Annotated in this window: 18 protein-coding genes and 1 pseudogene; 11 read left to right on the top strand and 8 right to left on the bottom strand. The window is 71.9% G+C overall.

Annotated features, from left to right (window positions below):
• Positions 1–267: 267 nt before the first annotated feature.
• From IF73_RS0131090 to IF73_RS0131080, 3 genes are all read right to left on the bottom strand, one after another.
• Positions 268–465: an acyl-CoA carboxylase epsilon subunit gene (locus tag IF73_RS0131090; RefSeq protein WP_031013852.1), complete on the bottom strand. Its 198-nt coding sequence runs from the start codon at positions 463–465 to the stop codon at positions 268–270.
• Between the two features lie 223 nt (positions 466–688).
• The gene (locus tag IF73_RS0131085; RefSeq protein ID WP_031013851.1) at positions 689–1912 is read right to left on the bottom strand and encodes a cytochrome P450 family protein; all 1224 of its coding nucleotides are present in this window, start codon (positions 1910–1912) and stop codon (positions 689–691) included.
• A gap of 111 nt (positions 1913–2023) precedes the next feature.
• Entirely contained in the window at positions 2024–2719 is a 696-nt protein-coding gene (locus tag IF73_RS0131080) for a ScbR family autoregulator-binding transcription factor (RefSeq protein WP_031013850.1), read from the bottom strand.
• Between the two features lie 270 nt (positions 2720–2989).
• Between IF73_RS0131080 and IF73_RS42650 the strand changes: the two genes are divergently transcribed.
• Positions 2990–4960 carry an acyl-CoA dehydrogenase gene (locus tag IF73_RS42650; RefSeq protein WP_107049365.1) on the top strand — a complete coding sequence of 657 codons (1971 nt, stop codon included), beginning with the start codon at positions 2990–2992 and terminating at the stop codon, positions 4958–4960.
• 121 nt (positions 4961–5081) lie between these two features.
• On the opposite strand, the gene IF73_RS0131070 is transcribed toward IF73_RS42650, so the two are convergent.
• Both IF73_RS0131070 and IF73_RS0131065 read right to left on the bottom strand, forming a co-directional pair.
• Entirely contained in the window at positions 5082–6302 is a 1221-nt protein-coding gene (locus IF73_RS0131070) for a lipase family protein (RefSeq protein WP_051717492.1), read from the bottom strand.
• Positions 6303–6638: 336 nt separating this feature from the next.
• Entirely contained in the window at positions 6639–7445 is an 807-nt protein-coding gene (locus tag IF73_RS0131065) for a hypothetical protein (protein WP_031013847.1), read from the bottom strand.
• Positions 7446–7666: 221 nt separating this feature from the next.
• Here IF73_RS0131065 and IF73_RS0131060 point away from each other — a divergent pair, with 221 nt between their 5' ends.
• Complete coding sequence (locus tag IF73_RS0131060; protein WP_031013846.1) at positions 7667–8206, top strand: hypothetical protein; 540 nt, start codon at positions 7667–7669, stop codon at positions 8204–8206.
• 244 nt (positions 8207–8450) lie between these two features.
• On the opposite strand, the gene IF73_RS0131055 is transcribed toward IF73_RS0131060, so the two are convergent.
• Positions 8451–9257 (bottom strand): NmrA family NAD(P)-binding protein, encoded by an 807-nt coding sequence (locus tag IF73_RS0131055; protein WP_031013845.1) that lies wholly within the window; start codon positions 9255–9257, stop codon positions 8451–8453.
• A 122-nt stretch (positions 9258–9379) separates the two neighbouring features.
• Here IF73_RS0131055 and IF73_RS0131050 point away from each other — a divergent pair, with 122 nt between their 5' ends.
• On the top strand, positions 9380–10342 hold the full coding sequence (locus tag IF73_RS0131050) for an AraC family transcriptional regulator (RefSeq protein WP_031013844.1): 963 nt from the start codon (positions 9380–9382) through the stop codon (positions 10340–10342).
• Positions 10339–10908 (top strand): SMI1/KNR4 family protein, encoded by a 570-nt coding sequence (locus tag IF73_RS0131045; protein ID WP_031013843.1) that lies wholly within the window; start codon positions 10339–10341, stop codon positions 10906–10908. Before IF73_RS0131050 ends, IF73_RS0131045 begins: the two co-directional genes overlap by 4 nt.
• A 236-nt stretch (positions 10909–11144) precedes the next feature.
• Here the strand turns inward: IF73_RS0131045 and IF73_RS0131040 are convergent, their stop codons facing one another.
• Together IF73_RS0131040 and IF73_RS0131035 are read right to left on the bottom strand one after the other, a co-directional pair.
• Positions 11145–11747 (bottom strand): gamma carbonic anhydrase family protein, encoded by a 603-nt coding sequence (locus IF73_RS0131040; protein WP_031013842.1) that lies wholly within the window; start codon positions 11745–11747, stop codon positions 11145–11147.
• A gap of 52 nt (positions 11748–11799) precedes the next feature.
• Positions 11800–12537 carry an SCO6745 family protein gene (locus IF73_RS0131035; RefSeq protein ID WP_051717490.1) on the bottom strand — a complete coding sequence of 246 codons (738 nt, stop codon included), beginning with the start codon at positions 12535–12537 and terminating at the stop codon, positions 11800–11802.
• Between the two features lie 79 nt (positions 12538–12616).
• Here IF73_RS0131035 and IF73_RS0131030 point away from each other — a divergent pair, with 79 nt between their 5' ends.
• From IF73_RS0131030 to IF73_RS0131005, 7 genes and pseudogenes are all read left to right on the top strand, one after another.
• Positions 12617–13534: a LysR family transcriptional regulator gene (locus IF73_RS0131030; protein ID WP_031013840.1), complete on the top strand. Its 918-nt coding sequence runs from the start codon at positions 12617–12619 to the stop codon at positions 13532–13534.
• Between the two features lie 295 nt (positions 13535–13829).
• The gene (locus tag IF73_RS0131025; RefSeq protein WP_031013839.1) at positions 13830–14033 is read left to right on the top strand and encodes a cold-shock protein; all 204 of its coding nucleotides are present in this window, start codon (positions 13830–13832) and stop codon (positions 14031–14033) included.
• 280 nt (positions 14034–14313) lie between these two features.
• Positions 14314–15636 carry a DEAD/DEAH box helicase gene (locus IF73_RS0131020; protein WP_078868357.1) on the top strand — a complete coding sequence of 441 codons (1323 nt, stop codon included), beginning with the start codon at positions 14314–14316 and terminating at the stop codon, positions 15634–15636.
• Between the two features lie 61 nt (positions 15637–15697).
• Positions 15698–15958, top strand: a complete 261-nt coding sequence (locus tag IF73_RS0131015) for a CBS domain-containing protein (RefSeq protein ID WP_031013837.1) — start codon at positions 15698–15700, stop codon at positions 15956–15958.
• A 58-nt stretch (positions 15959–16016) separates the two neighbouring features.
• On the top strand, positions 16017–16328 hold the full coding sequence (locus IF73_RS0131010) for an SCO5918 family protein (protein ID WP_031013836.1): 312 nt from the start codon (positions 16017–16019) through the stop codon (positions 16326–16328).
• A gap of 93 nt (positions 16329–16421) precedes the next feature.
• A pseudogene (locus tag IF73_RS42315) lies at positions 16422–16642 on the top strand (MerR family transcriptional regulator); the annotation flags it as partial.
• A 275-nt stretch (positions 16643–16917) separates the two neighbouring features.
• On the top strand, positions 16918–17328 hold the full coding sequence (locus IF73_RS0131005) for a nuclear transport factor 2 family protein (protein WP_031013835.1): 411 nt from the start codon (positions 16918–16920) through the stop codon (positions 17326–17328).
• Positions 17329–17870: the final 542 nt, after the last annotated feature.

Raw genomic sequence — 17870 nt, 5'->3', positions numbered from 1 at the left:
AGCTTGCCCTTCGCGTGCTGGGCCTCGGTCGCGCGCTCGCTGGGGCCGGCCAGCGCCTGCTCCCGCAGGACGTGCAGTTCGGCGACGCGGCCACGTGCGCCGGCGGGCCCGGCCTGAACCGACGGGGCGGGGTGGAACATCGTTGCCAAGGCAAGCTCCTTCCAGAGCACGACCAGCCGGAACCCGGCGCCCACTCGCAGAGATTATCAAACCGCGATGCCGGTTTTAAAGTGGTCGCTGTCGGTCGTCTCGGTCTGCGTCCGCCCCTCAGCGCCAGCTGGTCGGGGAAGAGTAGGCAGCGGGCCGCCGCCACCACTGCGAACCCGCGCGCGAGCGCGTCCTCTCGGGTCCGCCCCTTTCCGCGGCGAGCGCGAGCAACACCGCGGTGAGCGCAGCGAGTTCCTCCTCGGCGGCGTGCCCGCGTTCGACACGGATGACGGGCTGCACGGCTGTCTGTCGACTCATCGCCGCCCCTCCTTCGTAAGGTCGCGTCCTGTCTCGTCCTGTCGCCACGGTCGGCGAGGCCGCTCAAGACCCGCTGCCACTGGGCTGGAGAGACACTGGAAGGCCCAGGACACAGCGGCCCCCGGGCCCTGACAGGCCCGGGGGCGAACGCTTCTGACGGCCGACCCCCACACGCCGGCCGACGTGCGGTGGGGGCGGCGTGCCGTGGTGGGGGGGGCGGCGGTCAGCGCAGTATGACGGGAACGGCTCGGTGGCCGTTGACGATGAACGACTCGACGGGCTGAAGGATGTCGGGCCCGCCGGCCAGGGTCATGCCGGGGAAGCGCTCGAACAGGGCTTTCAGGGCGATGCCCGTCTCCAGCCGGGCCAGGGGCGCGCCCAGGCAGTAGTGGGGGCCGTGGCCGAAGGCGAGGTTGTCCCGGCGGGCGGTGCGCAGCAGGTCGTACCGGGCCGCGTCCTCGCCGTACGCCTCCGGGTCCACGACCGCTGCCGCGAAGGACACGATGATCGCGTCCCCCTTGCGGATGAGGACGTCGCCGAGCTCGATGTCCTCGACCGCGTAGCGCAGCGGCATGTAGGCGGCGGGGGCGCGCATGCCCAGGGTCTCCGTGACGACCTCCTGCCAGGTCACCCGGCCGGAGCGGACGTGCGCCAACTGGTCCGGGTGGAGGAGGAGTTCGGTGATGGCGTTGCCGATGAAGGTGGTGAGGGTCTCCTGGCCGGCGGCGAGGATGAGCTGGAGGGTGTGGAGGAGCTCCTCCTCGGTCAGGGCGTCTTCCTGGTCGCGCGCCTGGAGGAGCGCGGAGGTCAGGTCACCGCCGGGGCGTTCACGTCGGGCGGCGACAAGACGCTCCAGGACATCGTTGATGTCGGTGATCGCCTGCCCCATCTGCTCGGCGGTGGCCGAGCTGCTGAAGGCGACGTCCATGGCGGCGCACAGCACCTGTTCGGCGTCCTCGTCGACCCCCAGCAGTCCGCAGATCACCCGCATCGGCAGAAGCTGCGCGAAGCGCGCGCGCAGGTCCACGACCTGCCCGGCGGGGACCTCGGCCAGGTCGTCGAGCAGTTCGGACGTCAGCCGCTCGATCCTGGGACGCAGCTCCTCCACCCGCCGCGCGGTGAACGCGCCGGCCGCGAGACGGCGCAGCCGTGCACGGCGTTCGCCGTAGGTGGTGAGCATGTTCTCCCGGGCCACCCACGCGTACAGCGGCCAGTCCTGCGTGATCCGGCCCTGCGCGAACGCGGGCCAGTGCGCAGCGGCGTCCTTGGAGACACGCGGGTCGACCAGCAGCCGTTTCACGTACTCCTGGCGCACCACCGCCCAGGCGGTGACACCTCCCGGGAGCAGCACCCGGGCGGCCGCGCCCTGCGAGCGCAGCCGGGCCGCTTCGCCTGCCTGGTCCCGCCCCAGGACGTCCAGCGCGTAAGGGCATATGTCCGTTCCCATTCGAGCACTCCTGTTCAGACGGTCTCGAAACGCACGTGTCTGTACCGCATACGCACCAGTGCCGCCGCCACCGGCGTGCCGGGCCGCCGACGCGGCGGGGGTGTCGGGAGGTCAGACCGGCTCGGCCTGGGCGGTGGTCTGGCGCTGGTGGTGGGGCCGCGTCGACTCCTCGAGGATCTGGCGACCCCGGCCGGGGTCGAAGTCCATCTGGGCGGCGACGCCCGGAGCCGTGATGGAGGGCATCAGATAGCGGTACAGGTCGGCCACCCGCTCCGGCAGGTCACTGCGGTCGGTCATGATGTTGGACAGGACCTGCACACCGGTGAAGCCACCGATGAGCAGCTTCCCCAGGCGCACGAGATCGACCCGAGGGGTGATCTCACCCTGCTCCTGGGCCTTGCGCAGAACCTCCAGCACGTGGTTCTCCCACTCCCTCATGGGAGCCCTCCGGTCCAGACCGTCCTTCGGCAGTCCCTGGTCCACGGTCAGACGTACCGCTCCTCTGACGATCGGGTTGCCGGAGTCACGCAGCAGCAGATGGGCCAGCAGCAGCGACTCGTCCAGCAACTGCTGCATGACCAGGCCCCGCTCGGGGGTGACCGGAAGCGCACGGACCTGCTCGAGCAGAACGCCTTGGGCCAGCTCCTCCTTGGACGGGAAGTGGAAGTACAAGGCGCCCTTGGTCACGCCCGCCCTCTTCAGCACCTCGGAGATCGTCGCGGCCTCATAGCCGAGCTCGTCGAACACATCGGCCGCGGCCTCCAGGATCGTCTGCCGAGTCCGGATGGCCCGTTCCTGTCTGACCATGACGCCTCCACACTCCTCGATCTCACACCCCACACCACCAGGCCCAGAGAATAGAACCGTATGCCCGGTTTTTCAAGAAGCCGGGCACACCAGCTGCCCGGAGCGGAACAGAGGGCCACCTCAACTGCCCTGCTTACGCGGCCTGTCGCTCCCTCAAGCTTGCGTCAACTGTTCCTAAAGCGCCTTGAAAAAAAAACCGGTCAGTTCGTACCTTACGAAATCTGCGCGTCCACGACCCGCCCACGAGTCATCCATCACGGGGAGAGTCCCATGGCTTTGCTGACGATCCAGACGCAGACTCCCGACCCCCTCACGGCAACCCCGGCATCGACCACCGACACGTCCGCAGCCGGCACCGGCACCGCCGACACGACCGCAGTCGGCGGTGCCGCCAAGGCCGGCACTTCCGGCACCACCACCGAGGAGGTGACGACCGCCGTCCCCCTCACCGGCGAACTCGCCGCCACCGTCGCCGGTGAACTGTCCGACGCCCTGTTCGACGGCCCCGACCGCGACCGGATCCACACCCCCTGGCGCGACCTCGTCTCCCGCCCCGCGTTCCGCTACCGGCCCCACCTCACCCCGGACGAGCGAACCGCCCTGTCCTACGCCCGCCTACGTCTGGTCAACGCCGCGGTCGACGACCCCGAGGAACTGGCCCTCGACGCCCGGCGCCTGGCCTCCCTGCACGAGTGGACCGGCTTCGTCGACGGCGGCCTGTGCACCCTGGAGAGCATCCACTACAACCTCTTCCTCGGCAGCCTCCTCGACCACCAGCCCCCTCACACCCCCCGCGACCTGTCCCCCTACACCTCCATGGCCCGCACAGGAACGTTTCTGTGTACCGAACTCGACCACGGCAACGACGCCGCCCTACTGGAGACCACCGCCGAACTCGACCCCGCCACCGGGGAGTTCGTCCTCCACACCCCCACCCCCGGCGCCCAGAAGTTCATGCCGAACACCAGCACCACCGGTGGCCCCAAGACCGCCCTCGTCGCCGCACGCCTCCTCGCAGGCGGCCAGGACCACGGCGTCTTCCTCTTCCTGACCCCCCTCAGCGACGAGAACGGACACCTCCCCGGCATCCACGTACGCCCCCTGCCCGCACGCGCCGGCACCCCCGTCGACCACTGCCTCACCGCCTTCGACCACGTCCGCCTCCCCCCGGACGCCCTCCTCGAAGCCGCACACGGACGACTCGCCCCCGACGGCACCTTCACCAGCACCCTCGGCAACCCCCGCAAACGGTTCCTCGCCTCCATCAGCCGCGTGACCACCGGCAAACTGTGCATGAGCGCCGGAACCCTCGGCATGGCCCGCGCCGCCCTCGCCATCGCCGTACGCCACGCCCACACCCGCCACGTCTCCGGCACCAAACCCGGCCAGCGCATACCCGTCGCCCACCACCGCACCCACCACGGCCGCCTTCTCAACGCCACGGCCACCGCCTACGCGATGACCTTCCTCCACCGCCACACCCTCAACCTCTGGGCCCACCGCACCGCCGACACCACCACGGAGACCGAACGCCTCATCGCCATCAGCAAAGGCTGGATCACCTGGCACGCCCGCACCATCGCCACCGAAGCCCGCGAACGCTGCGGCGCCCAGGGCCTCTTCCCCACCAACGGCCTCGCCGACCTCCCCTCCCACATCGAAGGCGGCATCACCGCCGAAGGCGACAACCTCGTCATCTGGACCAAAGCCGCCTCCGAAATGATCTTCGGACACACCGTCACTCCCCCGCCCCGCCCCACCACCCACCCCGAAACCCGCCCCCTCACCGACCTCACCCTCCTGACCGACCTGTGCGCCCACACCGAATCCATCTGGCAGAACCGCGCCCGCACCGCCCTGCGCAACGGCCCGCCCGGCAACCCCCTGACCCGCTGGAACACCGCCTCCGCCCCCGCCCTCGAACTCGTCGCCGCCCACGCCCGCACCCAAGCCGCGCACGTCTTCCTCACCGCCATCACCACCACCCCCGACCCCACCACCCGTCACCTCCTCGAAGACCTCTGCCGCCTCTTCCTCCTCAACGAACTCAGGAACACCACCGGCGACCTCCTGGCCCACCACCTCATCACCCCCCACCACATCCACGACCTCCCCCAGACCATCGACACCCTCACCCACACCCTCGCCCCCCACCTCCCCCTCCTCGCCGGCGCCTTCGACCTCCCCCACCCGCACCTCGCCGACATCCCCCTCACCCACACCACCCCCACCCACCCCTGAACACCCGACTCCTCGCTGCCGGCCCTCCATGGCCCGCCGCATGTTCGGTCCCGACACCGGAGGGGCGCAGCTGCTCCCCTACCCGGAGACGGGCTCCGGGTAGGTCGCGCCGTGTGGAGCGTCAGCAGGTGCTCGGTGCGGTCTTGCCGGCGAAGCGGTCGGCGAGCCAGGGGACGCCCTCGGCGCTGGTGGCCGCCGCGGCGGCGATGTGACCGGGGACGTGGTTGCGACTGAACTTCACCGTCGCGCCGCGGCGGCACCAGTCGGCGGCCAGGTCGCGGCCGAGCTCGTACGGGATGACGTCGTCGAGGGTGCTGTGGGAGACCAGGACCGGCATCGGGGGCCTGCGGTCGCCGAGGCGCTGTTCCGCGACGATCGCGTCCCACGGTGCCTGCCTGAGGCGCTCGGTCAGCGGGCGGCCGTTCGCGGTGAGGAACCGGGACTGGAGGAACGGATAGGCGCCGAGGGCCTGCGTGGTGCACAGGTTGTCCCGCAGGTCGGCCGTCACGTGTCGGCCGTAGGCGTTCAGGTAGGGGCCGGTGTCGATGCCGTACCCGGCGGCGAACCCGGAGAAGGAGTAGTTGAAGAACACGGAGTAGGCGGTGCCGTCGGTGTTGTCGGCCACCTTGTCCAGCTGGGCGGGGGCCGCTCCGACGACCGCGCCCCGGATCTTCAGTTCGGGAGCGTAGGTGGGAGCGAGTTCCGCCGCGGAGGCCGCGGCCCCGCCACCCTGGGAGTAGCCGTAGAGGGCGACCGGCCCGGCGGCCGGGAGGCCCGCGGCCGTCAGGCGCTGGGCCGCTCGCAGGGAGTCCAGGACCGTACGGCCCTGTACCTCGCGGTTCAGGTAGGTGTGCACGCCGGGTGTGCCGAGGCCCTGGTAGTCGGTCACCACGACGGCGTAGCCCTCGTCGAGCAGGCCCTTGACGGGCAGCGCCTCGTACTCCGTGCCCGCCGCCATCTGGAGGGAGGGCGCGCACTTGTCCGCCAGCCCCTGGGTGCCGGGGGCGAAGGCGACGATCGGCCGCGGCGCTGGCCTCGGAGTCCTGGGGACGAGCACCGTCCCGGTGACCGCGATGGGCTTCCCCAGCCGGTCGGTCGACCGGTACATGATCCGGTGGACGTCCGCGTCGACCTTGAACGCCTTGAGAGCGTCCAGGTAGAAGACGGACCTCTCGGTGCGGATCACGTCCCCGTCCCGCGCCGGCAGCGTCGCCGGCGGCTCGTAGAAGGGCGGCCGATCGGCCGCAGACGCGGGCTGGGACACGAAAGGAAGGGCGACGGCGGCAGCCGCGGCGACGAGGGTCGCCACGGCACGCCTGCGCGCGGCACGACAGCGCAGCAAGAGGACTCCTTGATCACGAAGTGAACCGAAGATCCACTAGCTACCGGAGCCACGGCGGCCCGACGGGCAGAACGGCCGAGGCATGACCCGAACGGACGCAGCTCCCCCGGCCGGCACCGCCTCCGGCCCTCGCCGACCAGGCACCTCGGAGGCCGTCCTACCGTCCACGTGTCCGACTCGGGCAGCTGCCCCGGCGAAGGACGAACCCGGTGCGTACCGTTACGTCGGCCGGTGCGTGTGGGCGGTATGCCGGGACCGACGCCGAGCATGCCCCGCTCCCCCCCTCCCTCCGCCGCGGCCGAGCGGGATCCCCGCGCCGGTGGCCGGCGGGCGCCGTCATCCGCGTGACTCGTAGAGGGTGGCGTGGAAGCGCCCGGACGTCTCGCGGTCGGCGGGGTCGAGGCCGAGGGCGCGGACGGCCTCGACGGCGTAACACTGTTCCCGCTCGTCGGTGAAGAGCCGCTGCGGGTAGCTGCGGGACGTGTCGGCGACGGTCCGCAGGCCGTGCGCGGCAAGGACTTCGACGATCGGAGCGTACGTGACGGTCCGCAGGACGAACGCACTCACCCACACGGGCCGTTCGGCCGACGGGAGCAGCGCGCGGAAGGTGTTCCGCGTGACGTAGCTTCCCCCGCCGGTCAGGGTGATGAGCCCGACGCCGGCCATCGCGTTCCGCAGCGGCGCACTCGGCTCGCCCGTCTCCAGGTTGTCGTTGTACGCGCCGTCCAGCAGCCCTACCGCGAGCGCGTACTCCGTGGCAGCCGACGCGATGTCGAGCCCGATGATCCGGTACGCGCCGTCACGCCGTCGGGAGGCGTAGAAGTCCTTGTCCGCCTCCACGAGTTCGGCGGTGGTCAGCCGGCGTGTCCCGGGGCCGGTGTAGCGCGCGTACAGCTCCGCGAGGGTGACGTCGTGGTTGAGGAGCGCGGCGTTGATGCCGTACGAGCAGCACAGGTCGAGCACGGCCGCGGCCTGCCGGGACCCGTCCTCCATCGCGGCCCGCGCGGCGGCCGCCCGCCGGAACGCGGCCTGACCGTGGTGCGGAATCTCGTACGCGAACGGCGCGAGGCGCCGGAAGTACGCCCGGGGATCCGGCTGATCGTAGATGTCGTCGAAACGCGACTTGCCCGTGCTGGTGTCCATCGCCGGATCATCACCCCGCCCGCCACTCCCCCGCGCCTGAGCGTCGGGGGCGCACGGTCGCAACACGGGGTCACGCGGTTCGTCCGCACGGGCGGGACGGGCGGGACGGTCTACCGTGGCGCGGTCGGGGTGTCCGGCCGTTCGGCCCCCTCGGGGCGTGCGAGGAATCGGGAACGGCCAGGCAGACGGAATCCGTACCGCTGCCCGCCCGGAGTCCTCCCGTGTCCCCCTTCCTCAACGCCGACGTCCTCACGCGCCTCGGGCCCGGCGATGCCGGCCGATTCGCGCGGGAGGGCTACCTCCCCCTGCCCGGACTCCTGACCGACGACGGGCTCGCCGCGCTGGGACGGGAGGCCGTCGGCCTGGAGGCCGTGGCACAGCGCCGCGACTTCGCGATGGCGTGCATGGACGACTCACCCCGCCGCATGACGACCCTGCGCGGCCGCGTCATCAGTGAGACATCCGAGCCGATCCCCGCGCTGTGCCGGGACCGGAACCTCATCGGTCCGGTGCGGCGGGCGGCCGGTGAGCCGGTCATCGAGGTCGAGGACCCCGTCGAGCGGCACGTGCTGAACATCCCGCATCGCGCCGGCGACACCCACGGCGCCCACACGGACGACCACCCCTACGCCCTCGTCCTCTTCCTCGAGGCACCGGACGACCCTGCGTACGGCGGACTGGTCCACTTCCCCCGGGCCGCGTCCCGGCGGAACCTGGCGTCACGCCCCTGTACCGTCCGGGCCTGCGCCGTACCGTCCTGAACCTCGCCTACACGTCCCCTGCCGCCCGGCCCCGCCGGACACCGTCGGCGACCGAACTCTACGAGTGACGCGAGGCGTTCGCTTCGGCGCGGTCTGGAGGCATGCGGCGCCCCACGCCGGCTGAGCTCCGCGCGCGGCTGCGAGGGCGAACCGGGCGTCCGGTCAGCGGGTCATCGCAGGGGGCAAGCGGAAGGCGGCGCTCCTCGCCTTCCGGACGCCGGCGCGCCCTCGTGCCTCCCGGGCCTCAGTTCTCGGCCGCGAAGCGTGCGAAGGAGCGCGGCTCGCGTCCCAGGACGCGCTTCACCCCGTCCGTGGGGTCGACGTTGTGCCCGTCGAGCAGGGTCGTGAACAGGTCCGCGTACCACTCCGCCTCCGGGCCGGGGATCCCGAAGTCGGCCAGCAGCCGCGCGTACTGCTCCCGCGTCACCGACGTGTACGTCACCGGGCGGCCCGAGGCGCCGGACAGCTCGGCCGCCACCTCGTCGAAGGTCAGCGCCCGCGGGCCGGTCAGCTCGTGGACGAGTCCCGCGTGGGCGTCCGTCAGCAGCGTCTCGACCACCACGTCCGCGAGGTCCGCCACGTCGAGGAACGGCTCGGGGGTGTCACCGGCCGGGAAGACCAGCTCGCCCGCCGCGACCCCCTCCGCCAGCAGTCCCTCCGTGAAGTTCTGCGCGAAGAACGCCGCGCGCACCACCGTCAGTTCGACGCCCGTCGCCGCCGTGCGCAGCGCCTCCTCCGCGGCGACGGCCTCCGGCTCGCCTCGCCCCGACAGCAGCGTGAGGCGCCGTACGCCCGCTTCCGCCGCCACCGCGCCGAACGCGGTCATCGCCTCCGCCGCGCCCGGCGCTCCCAGGTCCGGGTAGTAGTTCACGTACGCCGCGTCCGCGCCCCGCAAGGCCGCCGCCCAGCCCTCGGTGGCCTCCCAGTCGAAGGGCACCTGTCCGGAGCGCGAGCCTTCCCGGACGGTCAGCCCGCGTGCCGCGAGCCGTTCCGCCACCCGGCGCCCGGTCTTGCCCGTCGCGCCCGTCACCAGCACCGTACGGATCGTCATGATGTGCTCCTCGTCGTCGGCTCACACGTCCTTCGTGGATGACTCAAGAGTCCCCTCCGACGCCGCCGCCGCCCATGCTGCGGAGGCTCGGCCGCATACGCGTGCGTCTACGCTTGCGAGCCATGGACGCACTCGCCGGACTCCTCGACGGGCCCCGTGCCAAGGGGGCCTTTCTGCTGCGGATGGTGATGGACCCGCCGTGGTCCGTACGGGTCGAGGACGGTGCCCCGCTCTGCCTGATGTGCGTCACCGAGGGCGAGGCGTGGATCGTGCCCGCCTCCGGGGAGGCCGTGGCGCTGCGGCCCGGCGACATCGCGGTGCTGCGCGGCCCCGAGCCGTACGTCGTCGCCGACGTCCCCGACCGCCCGCCGCTGGCCCGTGTCGGGCCCGGCGGGAACTGCGCCACCCTCGAGGGGGAACCGCTCGCCGAGTCCATGAGCCTGGGCGTGCGCACCTGGGGCAATGCCCTGGACGGCGGGACGACCGTGCTCGTCGGCACCTACCAGATGGACGGCGAGGTCGGCCGGCGCCTCCTCGACGCCCTGCCGCCGCTGGCACACCTGCCGGCGGACCAGTGGCGCTGCCCGCTGATGCCCCTCCTGGACGAGGAGATCGCCCGCGACGAACCCGGCCAGAGCGCCGTCCTCGACCGCGTCCTCGACCTGATCCTCATCGCGGCCGTCCGCGCCTGGTTCGCCCGGCCGGCTGCCGAGCCGCCCGCCTGGTACCGGGCGATGGGCGACCCCGTCGTCGGCCGCGCGCTGCGGCTCCTCCACGACGACCCCGCCCACCCGTGGACCGTCGCCTCCCTCGCCGCCAAGGCCGGCGTGTCACGGGCCGCGCTCGCCCGGCGCTTCACCGAGCTGGTCGGGGAACCCCCGATGACGTACCTGACCGACTGGCGCCTCGCGGTCGCCGCCGACCTGCTGCGGGACGGCGACACGACCCTGGACGCCGTCGCCCGCCGCGTCGGCTACAGCAGCGCCTTCGCCCTGAGCGCCGCCTTCAAACGGGTCCGGGGCGTCAGCCCGCAGGAGCACCGCAAGGGCGCCGCCCTGGAGAGGACAGAGGTCAGAGGACGATGAGTGTGGCTGAGAGTTGGTCGCGTGTGATGAGTCTTCTTCGGGAGCACGCGCCGGCCGATCACGCGGATCTGCCGGGGCCCGCCACGGAGCGGATGCTCGCGGCAGCCGAGGCACGGATGGGGATCTCCCTCCATGGAGACCTGCGGACGTGGCTGTTGCGGAGCAATCTGGATCTGCCGGAGGAAGACGTCGACGACGACGTGATGTGCTGCGGCTTCGACGGGTTCCCCGACGAGGGAAGCTTCTTTCTGGGCATCCGGGCGATGGAGAGGCTCTACGCGAACCGCTCCACGTCCTGCGGCTTCGACCCTCCGGACCAGCCGGACGATCCGTTCTGGCGCAACGAGTGGATTCCGTTCCTGTCGGACCAGGACGGCTGGAGGGGGAAGTTCGTCGATGTGCGGGACGGGCGCGTCGGCAGCTGGTTCGTGGGTGGCCCCTCGGTCACGGGTGAGTACGCGTCGATGGCCCAGTACTTCGACTCCGTGGCGAAGACGCTGACGAGGATCGCCGACGGCAGCTCCCCGGTCTGTCGTGTCGCCGGAGGTCGACTTGTCTGGTCGTGAGACGGTTCCTCACCGCGGTTGAGATGGTGCCCGGGCGGGAGGCCGCTTCCGGCCCGTGAGCCGACGGCCCCCGAACGGCACCCGGACCGGGCGGCCGGCGCCCTGGTAAGCCGGCTGGTCCCCGCCGGATCCGAGTTCGCCGACGGTGAGCGCGGAGAAGGGGACCGCGGAGCGGCCGGGAGGGTGCCTGCCGCAACCCCTCGACCTCGTATGTCAGGGCGGACGGCCAGATCTCCTCAGACCTGTCGGTCGTCGCCGTGGCGGCCGAGGGCGCGGCCGAAGCGTTCGGAGACGGCCGGCATCAGGCTCTCGCCGTCGGCGGGTCGGTCCAGTCCGAAGACGTAGCCGGGGAAGTCCAGGTTCTTCTGCACCGCCCAGATCCCGTCGTGGTCCCCTGGCGGAAGAATGCGCGCGGGGTCGCCGACGGCGACCCAGCCGATCGGCACCACCGAGTCGGCGGGCAGCACGGTGCGCAGATGCACGATCCCGTTGATCCGCACCTCGGAGCGGGTCCCGATCCGCGCTCCGTTGAAGACGCGGCTGCCGGTGGCCAGGAAGACCTCGTCCTCGACCCGGCAGCCGGTCAGGTAGGACGTCGGGCCCACCAGGACCTGCCGTCCCAGAATCAGTGGATCCCTTCGGGTGCCACGCAGGACCGAGTTCTCCATCACGATGCCGCCCTCGCCCAGTTCCACCGGCCCTCCCTCGGCGGTGAGCACCGCGCCGAACAGCACCCGGCACCCCGCACCCACGCGTACGTCTCCGCACAGCGTGGCGGTGGGAGCGACATAGGCCGTGGGGTGTACGGAGGGCGACAGGCCCTCATGAGTGAGGAGCATGCCCACGATCATGCCGTCCTTCCGTGCGCCCGCGGGTGTTCGTCACATCCGGTCATGAGGTCGGGGAGCCGGTCAACGCGTCGACGTGCCGGGCGAATTCGGCGCGTTGCCGAGCGGTCAGCACGGCGTAGAGCGGTGCCTGCAGCTCGTCGGTGAGCCGCTCGGCGCGCTGCCATCGGGGGATCGCGGCTGCGGCGACGGGACGCGGCTCCCGCCAGCCGTAGTGGGTCGCCTGCTCGACGCCGAGGTTGACGACCATCGCCTCGCGCGCGCTCAGCCCGCACAGGCGCACCGCCACCAGATGGCAGGCGCCACGGTGTTCCCGCAGTACATGGATGCGCTGCATCGCCGCTCCGACCGGGTCGTCGCCGGGTATGGGCTGGGCGCGCCAGCCGGCGAACAGGGGCAGTGCGTCGGCGTCGGCGGCGTCGATCAGCTGCTGTGCCAGGTGGTTGAAGTGCTCCACGTCGACGTCGGCGGAGATGTTGGCGCGCCCCCATGTCCGGGCGGCTTGTGCGTAGCAGGCGACGGCCTCCTCGACCGGCATCACCGACCCGCCGGCCCGCCAGCCGGCGGTGACCAGTTCGGGGCCGAGGAACCCCTGCACCGCTTGGACCACCGAGGCCGGGGCCTCGCCGAGCACGCCGAACCGGCCGCGGCAGTAGAAGCCGCGCCCCGGGGCGAACCCGGCACGCAGGCCGATGTCAGCGGTCGCGTCGTCGGACATGAACTCGTCACCGACGTCGTGGAGGGGACGGGCAACCGCGGAGATGCAGTCGAGGATTTCCATGCGTTGAAGATCGCCCGCCGGGACTCCACAGGTCAAGGAGATGATTTCTACCGGAACCCTTTAGGTAATCTATCGAGTCATGCTGGATGCCCGCCGTCTGTACATGCTCAAAACCGTCGCCGCCCGCGGCTCCATCACCGCGGCCGCCCAGTCGCTGGCGCTGTCCGCCGGTGCCGTCTCCCAGCAGCTGACCGCGCTGAGACACGACGTGGGGGTCGATCTCCTGCGTCCTGACGGGCGGACCGTCGCGCTCACGGAGGCGGGCCGCGTCCTCCTCGAACACGCCGACCGGATCCTCGCCGCCATGGAGGAAGCCGAATGCGCCGTCGCGGCGGTCAGGGGCACGGTCGGCGCCGGCACCACGCTCGCCGCGTTGCCGTCGACCGTCGCCAGGATCGTGGCCCCCGCGCTGACCGCGCTGAGCGCGGACCATCCGCAGCTCGCGGTGACGTGTCTCGTCACCGACCAGGCGCAACTGCGGGAACTCACGCTCGGCACCGTCGACGTGGTGCTGGGGCAGCGGTACCACCACCTCCCGGAGACCGCGCCCAAGGGCGTCGCGGTCTCGCCGCTGCTCGACGATCCGCTGCTCGTCGTCACCGCCGCCGACCGGTCCGACGGGCGTCCCGTCGCCCTGCGTGAACTGGCCACGCACCACCTTGTCGTGCCACCGGCGACCACGGACTGCGGACAGGCCATCCTGCATGCCTGCCAGCAGGCCGGCTTCACCCCCGCGACGCGCTACGTCACCGCCGACATCGCCGCCCAGCTCGCCCTCGCACAGGCCGGCCTCGCCACCGCGCTCGTCCCCCGGACGGCCATCACCCCGGCCACACCCGGAATCCGCACGGCGCCCATCGAGGACCACCCGATCCTGCGCCTCCTGTTCGCCGCGACCCGTCACACGGAGGCGGCCGACCCGACGACCACCGCCGTCACCGCGGCACTCCGCACGGCGGCGCAACAGGACCGCAGCACGCGGATCCCGCCGTCCTGAACGCCGGGGCTGAGCCGATATCTACCCGCGCGAAGTGAGAATTCGGTGGACGGCGCGGCGAGAATTACTGCCGCACAAGAAGAGCGGGGACATTTTCACCGCCTTCCGGGAGGAAGTCGTGCTACTGTCGATTTCAGTTGCAGTTGTGGTTCCCGAAACTTCAAGTGCCCCCGTAGTCCCTCAAGGAACCGGGAGCACTTATTTTTTCGCCTCCGGTTTCTCCGGCGGGGCAATCATCTCGGCGACATGGTTTCCGCGCAGCGCGGACGCCGATGATCCTCGAAGGAGATACGTCATGAGCACGGGTACCGTGAAGTGGTTCAACGCGGAAAAGGGCTTCGGCTTCATCGAGCAGGACGGTGGCGGCCCCGACGTGTTCGCCCACTACTCGAACATCGCCTCCCAGGGCTTCCGTGAGTTGCAGGAAGGCCAGAAGGTCAGCTTCGACGTCGCTCAGGGCCAGAAGGGCCCGACGGCCGAGAACATCGTCACGGTCTGACCCTGACACGCACCGACGGCAGGGGCCCGCATCCTTCGGGGTGCGGGCCCCTGCCGCGTACGCCCCACGAGAATCCTTCCGAGCCGCTCCGTTCCGGCTCCGCCGCGGCCGGCGACCCGGCCACTGCTTCCGCGTCGTGCCGCCCCATCCGCCGATCCCCCTTTCGGGCGTCCTTCCGGCGGCTCAGCTTTCATGCCCCCATTCGAAGCCGTCGGGAAATCTTCCGTTCCGTTCCTTCGCGGGAATTCCCTGAGGTGCCTCGTACCGAGGAAGGTCCCGCATGAACAGCACGAACCCGACCGCCCGCCGTACCACCCCGGGCCCCGGGGAATCCGCCCGCGGGCCGCACGAGAGCACTCTCCCCGTCCCGACCGCCCCCGCGCCGCCGACGGTCGGGGCGTTCGCCGACCTCGACCTGCCGGACCGCCTGCTCGCCGCGCTCGAGGCCGAAGGCGTCACCGCGCCGTTCCCCATCCAGAGCGCGACCCTTCCGAACGCGCTCGCCGGCCGGGACGTGCTGGGGCGCGGCCGGACCGGCTCCGGCAAGACGCTGGCCTTCGGCCTCGCCCTGGTGGCCCGTACGGCGGGCACCCGCGCCGCGCCCAGGCGGCCCCTCGCCCTCGTCCTCGTCCCCACCCGTGAACTGGCGCAGCAGGTGACCGACGCTCTCACGCCGTACGCCCACGCCGTCGGGTCGAGGCTGGCCACGGTCGTCGGCGGAACGCCCTTCAGCAAGCAGACGTACGCCCTCCGGAAGGGCACCGAGATCGTCGTCGCCACCCCGGGCCGGCTCACGGACCTCGTCGTCCGGGGAGACTGTCTGCTGGACCGGATCTCCGTCACCGTCCTGGACGAGGCGGACCAGATGAACGACATGGGGTTCGCGCCCCAGATCGCGGAACTCCTCGACCGGGTGCCCGCCGACGGCCAGCGGCTGCTCTTCTCGGCCACCCTGGACCGCTCCGTCGACCGGCTCGTCGACCGCTACCTGTCGGATCCCGTCGTGCACTGTGTCGATCCCGCCGCCGGGTCCGTCACCGCGATGGAGCACCACGTCCTGCACGTCCGTGCCGACGACAAACAGGCCGCGACCGCCGAGATCGCCTCCCGTTCGGGGCGCGTGATCATGTTCCTCGACACCAAGCACGCCGTCGACCGGCTGACCGGGGACCTGCTGGCCCGCGGGGTGCTCGCCGCCGCGCTGCACGGCGGCAAGTCCCAGCCTCAGCGGTCGCGCGCGCTCGCCCGGTTCAGGAGCGGGCAGGTGCCGGTGCTCGTCGCCACGAGCGTCGCCGCCCGGGGCATCCACGTCGACGACCTCGACCTCGTCGTCAACGTCGATCCGCCCGCCGACCCCAAGGACTACCTCCACCGCAGCGGCCGCACCGCCCGGGCCGGCCAGCCCGGCAGCGTCGTCACCCTGGTCACACCGGGCCAGCGCCGCGCCACCGCCCGCCTCATGTCCGAAGCGGGCGTCCGGCCGCGGATCACCCCGATCCGCCCCGGCGAGGCGGCCTTGCACCGCATCACGGGCGCGCGAACGCCCTCGGGCGGCCACGTCCCAGGCCCCTCCCCGCGGCGGATGACACCCGTCCAGCCCTGACACCGGATCCAGCACCGGATCCAGCACCCCTGACGTCCCCCACCCCCACCAGGAGCCGCTTGTGACACCGACGCAACCCCGTACGCAGCCGTCCACCCAGGCGACGGCCGAACCGCACGTCTGGGCGGACATGACCGTCGAGGTCGCCCTGGCGGTGATGAGCGGGGCCCGTACCGCACGCCTGGTCATCCTCGACGCCGACGGCCGGCGTACCGGTCTCGTCACCCGGGCCCAGCTCGCCGGCTTCCGCGCCAGCCCCGCGTACACCGACCGGGTACGCCTGAGCGAACTCGACCCGGCGGGAACCACGCCCCGCCCCTGACCGCCCGCGGCGGGAACGCCCACCCGACGCGCCCCTTCCCTTCCCCCTGTGAGGTCCCATGCGCTGCGTGATCGCCCGTTTCCCGTTCGAGCTGACGAAGAGCGGTGTCCTGGAGACGATGAAGGGCGTCGTGCCCGAGCCCGTCTCCGGCCCGTTCGTGACCATCGGCCGCCGTGACTACCCCGCCAAGCAGGTCGGCGCGGTCGTCACGCGCCAGGACCGCCGCGACTTCAGTGCCGACGAGGTCCTGCGGGCCATGACCCGACTCGGCTTCACGTGCGGCACCCGGCCGGCCGCCTCCGCCCGGGCCGCCGTCACCGACCACATCCGGCGGACGCCGGATCTCCTCGGCACACCCCCAGCGGCCTGACGGCCGCAGGTCCGACCCCGGGGAGGAAGCCCCGCCCGCCGTCCGCAGCGCCGGTACCGGCGCTGCGGACGGCGGCGTCACCCTCGGAGAACGAGCCGGCTGATCACCCCGCTCCGCTCCGAGGGCGGACTTCGCCGCTACTCCCGCCATCAACTGCGCATCGCCGCCCGCGCCCGCGAACTCGTCGGCCAGGGCGCCCCCGTCGAGGCCGCCTGCCGGTCAGCGTTTCGAGGACCGGCTCGAAGAGGCCCAGCGCATCAAACGCCGAGTACCGCCGCGCGGCGGGCGCACCCCACCCTCCTACCACCGACTGAACCAGGCCCCCGGCATCCCGGTCACCTGCGACCAGGAGCCACAACGTGCCGGCACGAGCGGCGAACCACGGACAGCGGGGGTCCGTCACGAACAAGCGGCAACGTGTTCCCGGGCTGTCGGCCTGCCAGGCCGACACCCGAACGACCGGAGCCCGCTCACCTCTGCGCTCGTTCCCGGCTGCTCGGCTGTCGACCCTGCGCGGGGTATGGACAGGGGCACCCCTCCAGCCTACCCTCCGATGCGTCTATTAAATTAGTTGACTAGAGGGGTTGCCGTGCATCCGTTCCGCAAGGCTGTCGAGAACCGCGACGAGGCCGCCATCGAGGCGCTCCTCGCGGAGAACGTCGTCTTCACCAGCCCGGTCGCCTTCAAGCCGTACCCGGGCAAGGCGATCACCGCCGCGATCCTGCGCGGGGTCATGCGGGTCTTCGAGGACTTCACGTACGTGCGCGAGATCGCGAACCCCGACGGCCGCGACCACGCCCTCGTGTTCACCGCCACCGTCGACGGGCGGCAGATCCAGGGCTGCGACTTCCTCCACTTCGACGAGGAAGGGAAGATCGACGACTTCACCGTCATGGTCCGGCCGCTCTCCGCCGCACAGGCCCTCGCCGCCGCGATGGGCGCCCAGTTCGACCGCCTCGCCCAGGAGGCCGCCGGGGCCGGAGAGTCCGCCGGCGCGTGACGGACGCCGACGCGATCGCCCTCGGCGCCGGGAACGCCGGCCGGGGCGGGCCGGGGCGATGGTTCGCGGCGGCGCGCCCGGCCGGGCCCCGCCGCTGATCCTTCGCGGCGAGGACGAGGTCGGCCAACGCCCACGGCACGTAAGGAAGTTCGAGCTTACGGTCGACGATCCACGACCTCGACATGCCGGCGATCGCTTGTCTCCCGTGGACGGACCCGCTCGTCTCAGGCAGCCGACACGCGCATACCGCGCATCCGATCGGGTTGTCGGGGCGACCGCCCCGGCGGGCCTGAAGCTCTCCTGTCGGCTCCCTCTCTACGCTCGCAGAGCATCGACAGAGGCTGCACCCGAGGCGCGCTCGGAGCAGCGGGGCTCCCCAGGCCCCGGCTCCGGCTCCGGCTCCGGCTCCGGGAACTCCGCCTCCTCCCCTGCCCTGCCGAGAGAGGTGTCGCTCCCCTGCCCGAACCCGTCCTGCCTCACGCGCATCCGCCGACCGGCCGCACCCCCCGCGTCGCAGCCGGCTTCCGCGACGCCTGGACCCG

This window comes from Streptomyces sp. NRRL F-5727, assembly GCF_000719555.1.
Lineage (GTDB): Bacteria > Actinomycetota > Actinomycetes > Streptomycetales > Streptomycetaceae > Streptomyces.
Note: the sequence above shows the minus strand (reverse complement) of the source record. Positions and strands in the feature narration are given on the sequence as shown.

Excerpts from the sequence above, each read along its gene's own strand:
- IF73_RS0131035 (WP_051717490.1), bottom strand. The coding sequence starts at position 12,537 with ATGGAAATCCTCGACTGCATCTCCGCGGTTGCCCGTCCCCTCCACGAC.
- IF73_RS0131030 (WP_031013840.1), top strand. The coding sequence starts at position 12,617 with ATGCTGGATGCCCGCCGTCTGTACATGCTCAAAACCGTCGCCGCCCGC.
- IF73_RS0131025 (WP_031013839.1), top strand. The coding sequence starts at position 13,830 with ATGAGCACGGGTACCGTGAAGTGGTTCAACGCGGAAAAGGGCTTCGGC.
- IF73_RS0131040 (WP_031013842.1), bottom strand. The coding sequence starts at position 11,747 with ATGCTCCTCACTCATGAGGGCCTGTCGCCCTCCGTACACCCCACGGCC.
- IF73_RS0131080 (WP_031013850.1), bottom strand. The coding sequence starts at position 2,719 with ATGGTCAGACAGGAACGGGCCATCCGGACTCGGCAGACGATCCTGGAG.
- IF73_RS0131065 (WP_031013847.1), bottom strand. The coding sequence starts at position 7,445 with ATGGACACCAGCACGGGCAAGTCGCGTTTCGACGACATCTACGATCAG.
- IF73_RS0131085 (WP_031013851.1), bottom strand. The coding sequence starts at position 1,912 with ATGGGAACGGACATATGCCCTTACGCGCTGGACGTCCTGGGGCGGGAC.
- IF73_RS0131045 (WP_031013843.1), top strand. The coding sequence starts at position 10,339 with ATGAGTGTGGCTGAGAGTTGGTCGCGTGTGATGAGTCTTCTTCGGGAG.
- IF73_RS0131055 (WP_031013845.1), bottom strand. The coding sequence starts at position 9,257 with ATGACGATCCGTACGGTGCTGGTGACGGGCGCGACGGGCAAGACCGGG.
- IF73_RS0131020 (WP_078868357.1), top strand. The coding sequence starts at position 14,314 with ATGAACAGCACGAACCCGACCGCCCGCCGTACCACCCCGGGCCCCGGG.
- IF73_RS0131050 (WP_031013844.1), top strand. The coding sequence starts at position 9,380 with ATGGACGCACTCGCCGGACTCCTCGACGGGCCCCGTGCCAAGGGGGCC.
- IF73_RS0131010 (WP_031013836.1), top strand. The coding sequence starts at position 16,017 with ATGCGCTGCGTGATCGCCCGTTTCCCGTTCGAGCTGACGAAGAGCGGT.
- IF73_RS42650 (WP_107049365.1), top strand. The coding sequence starts at position 2,990 with ATGGCTTTGCTGACGATCCAGACGCAGACTCCCGACCCCCTCACGGCA.
- IF73_RS0131090 (WP_031013852.1), bottom strand. The coding sequence starts at position 465 with ATGAGTCGACAGACAGCCGTGCAGCCCGTCATCCGTGTCGAACGCGGG.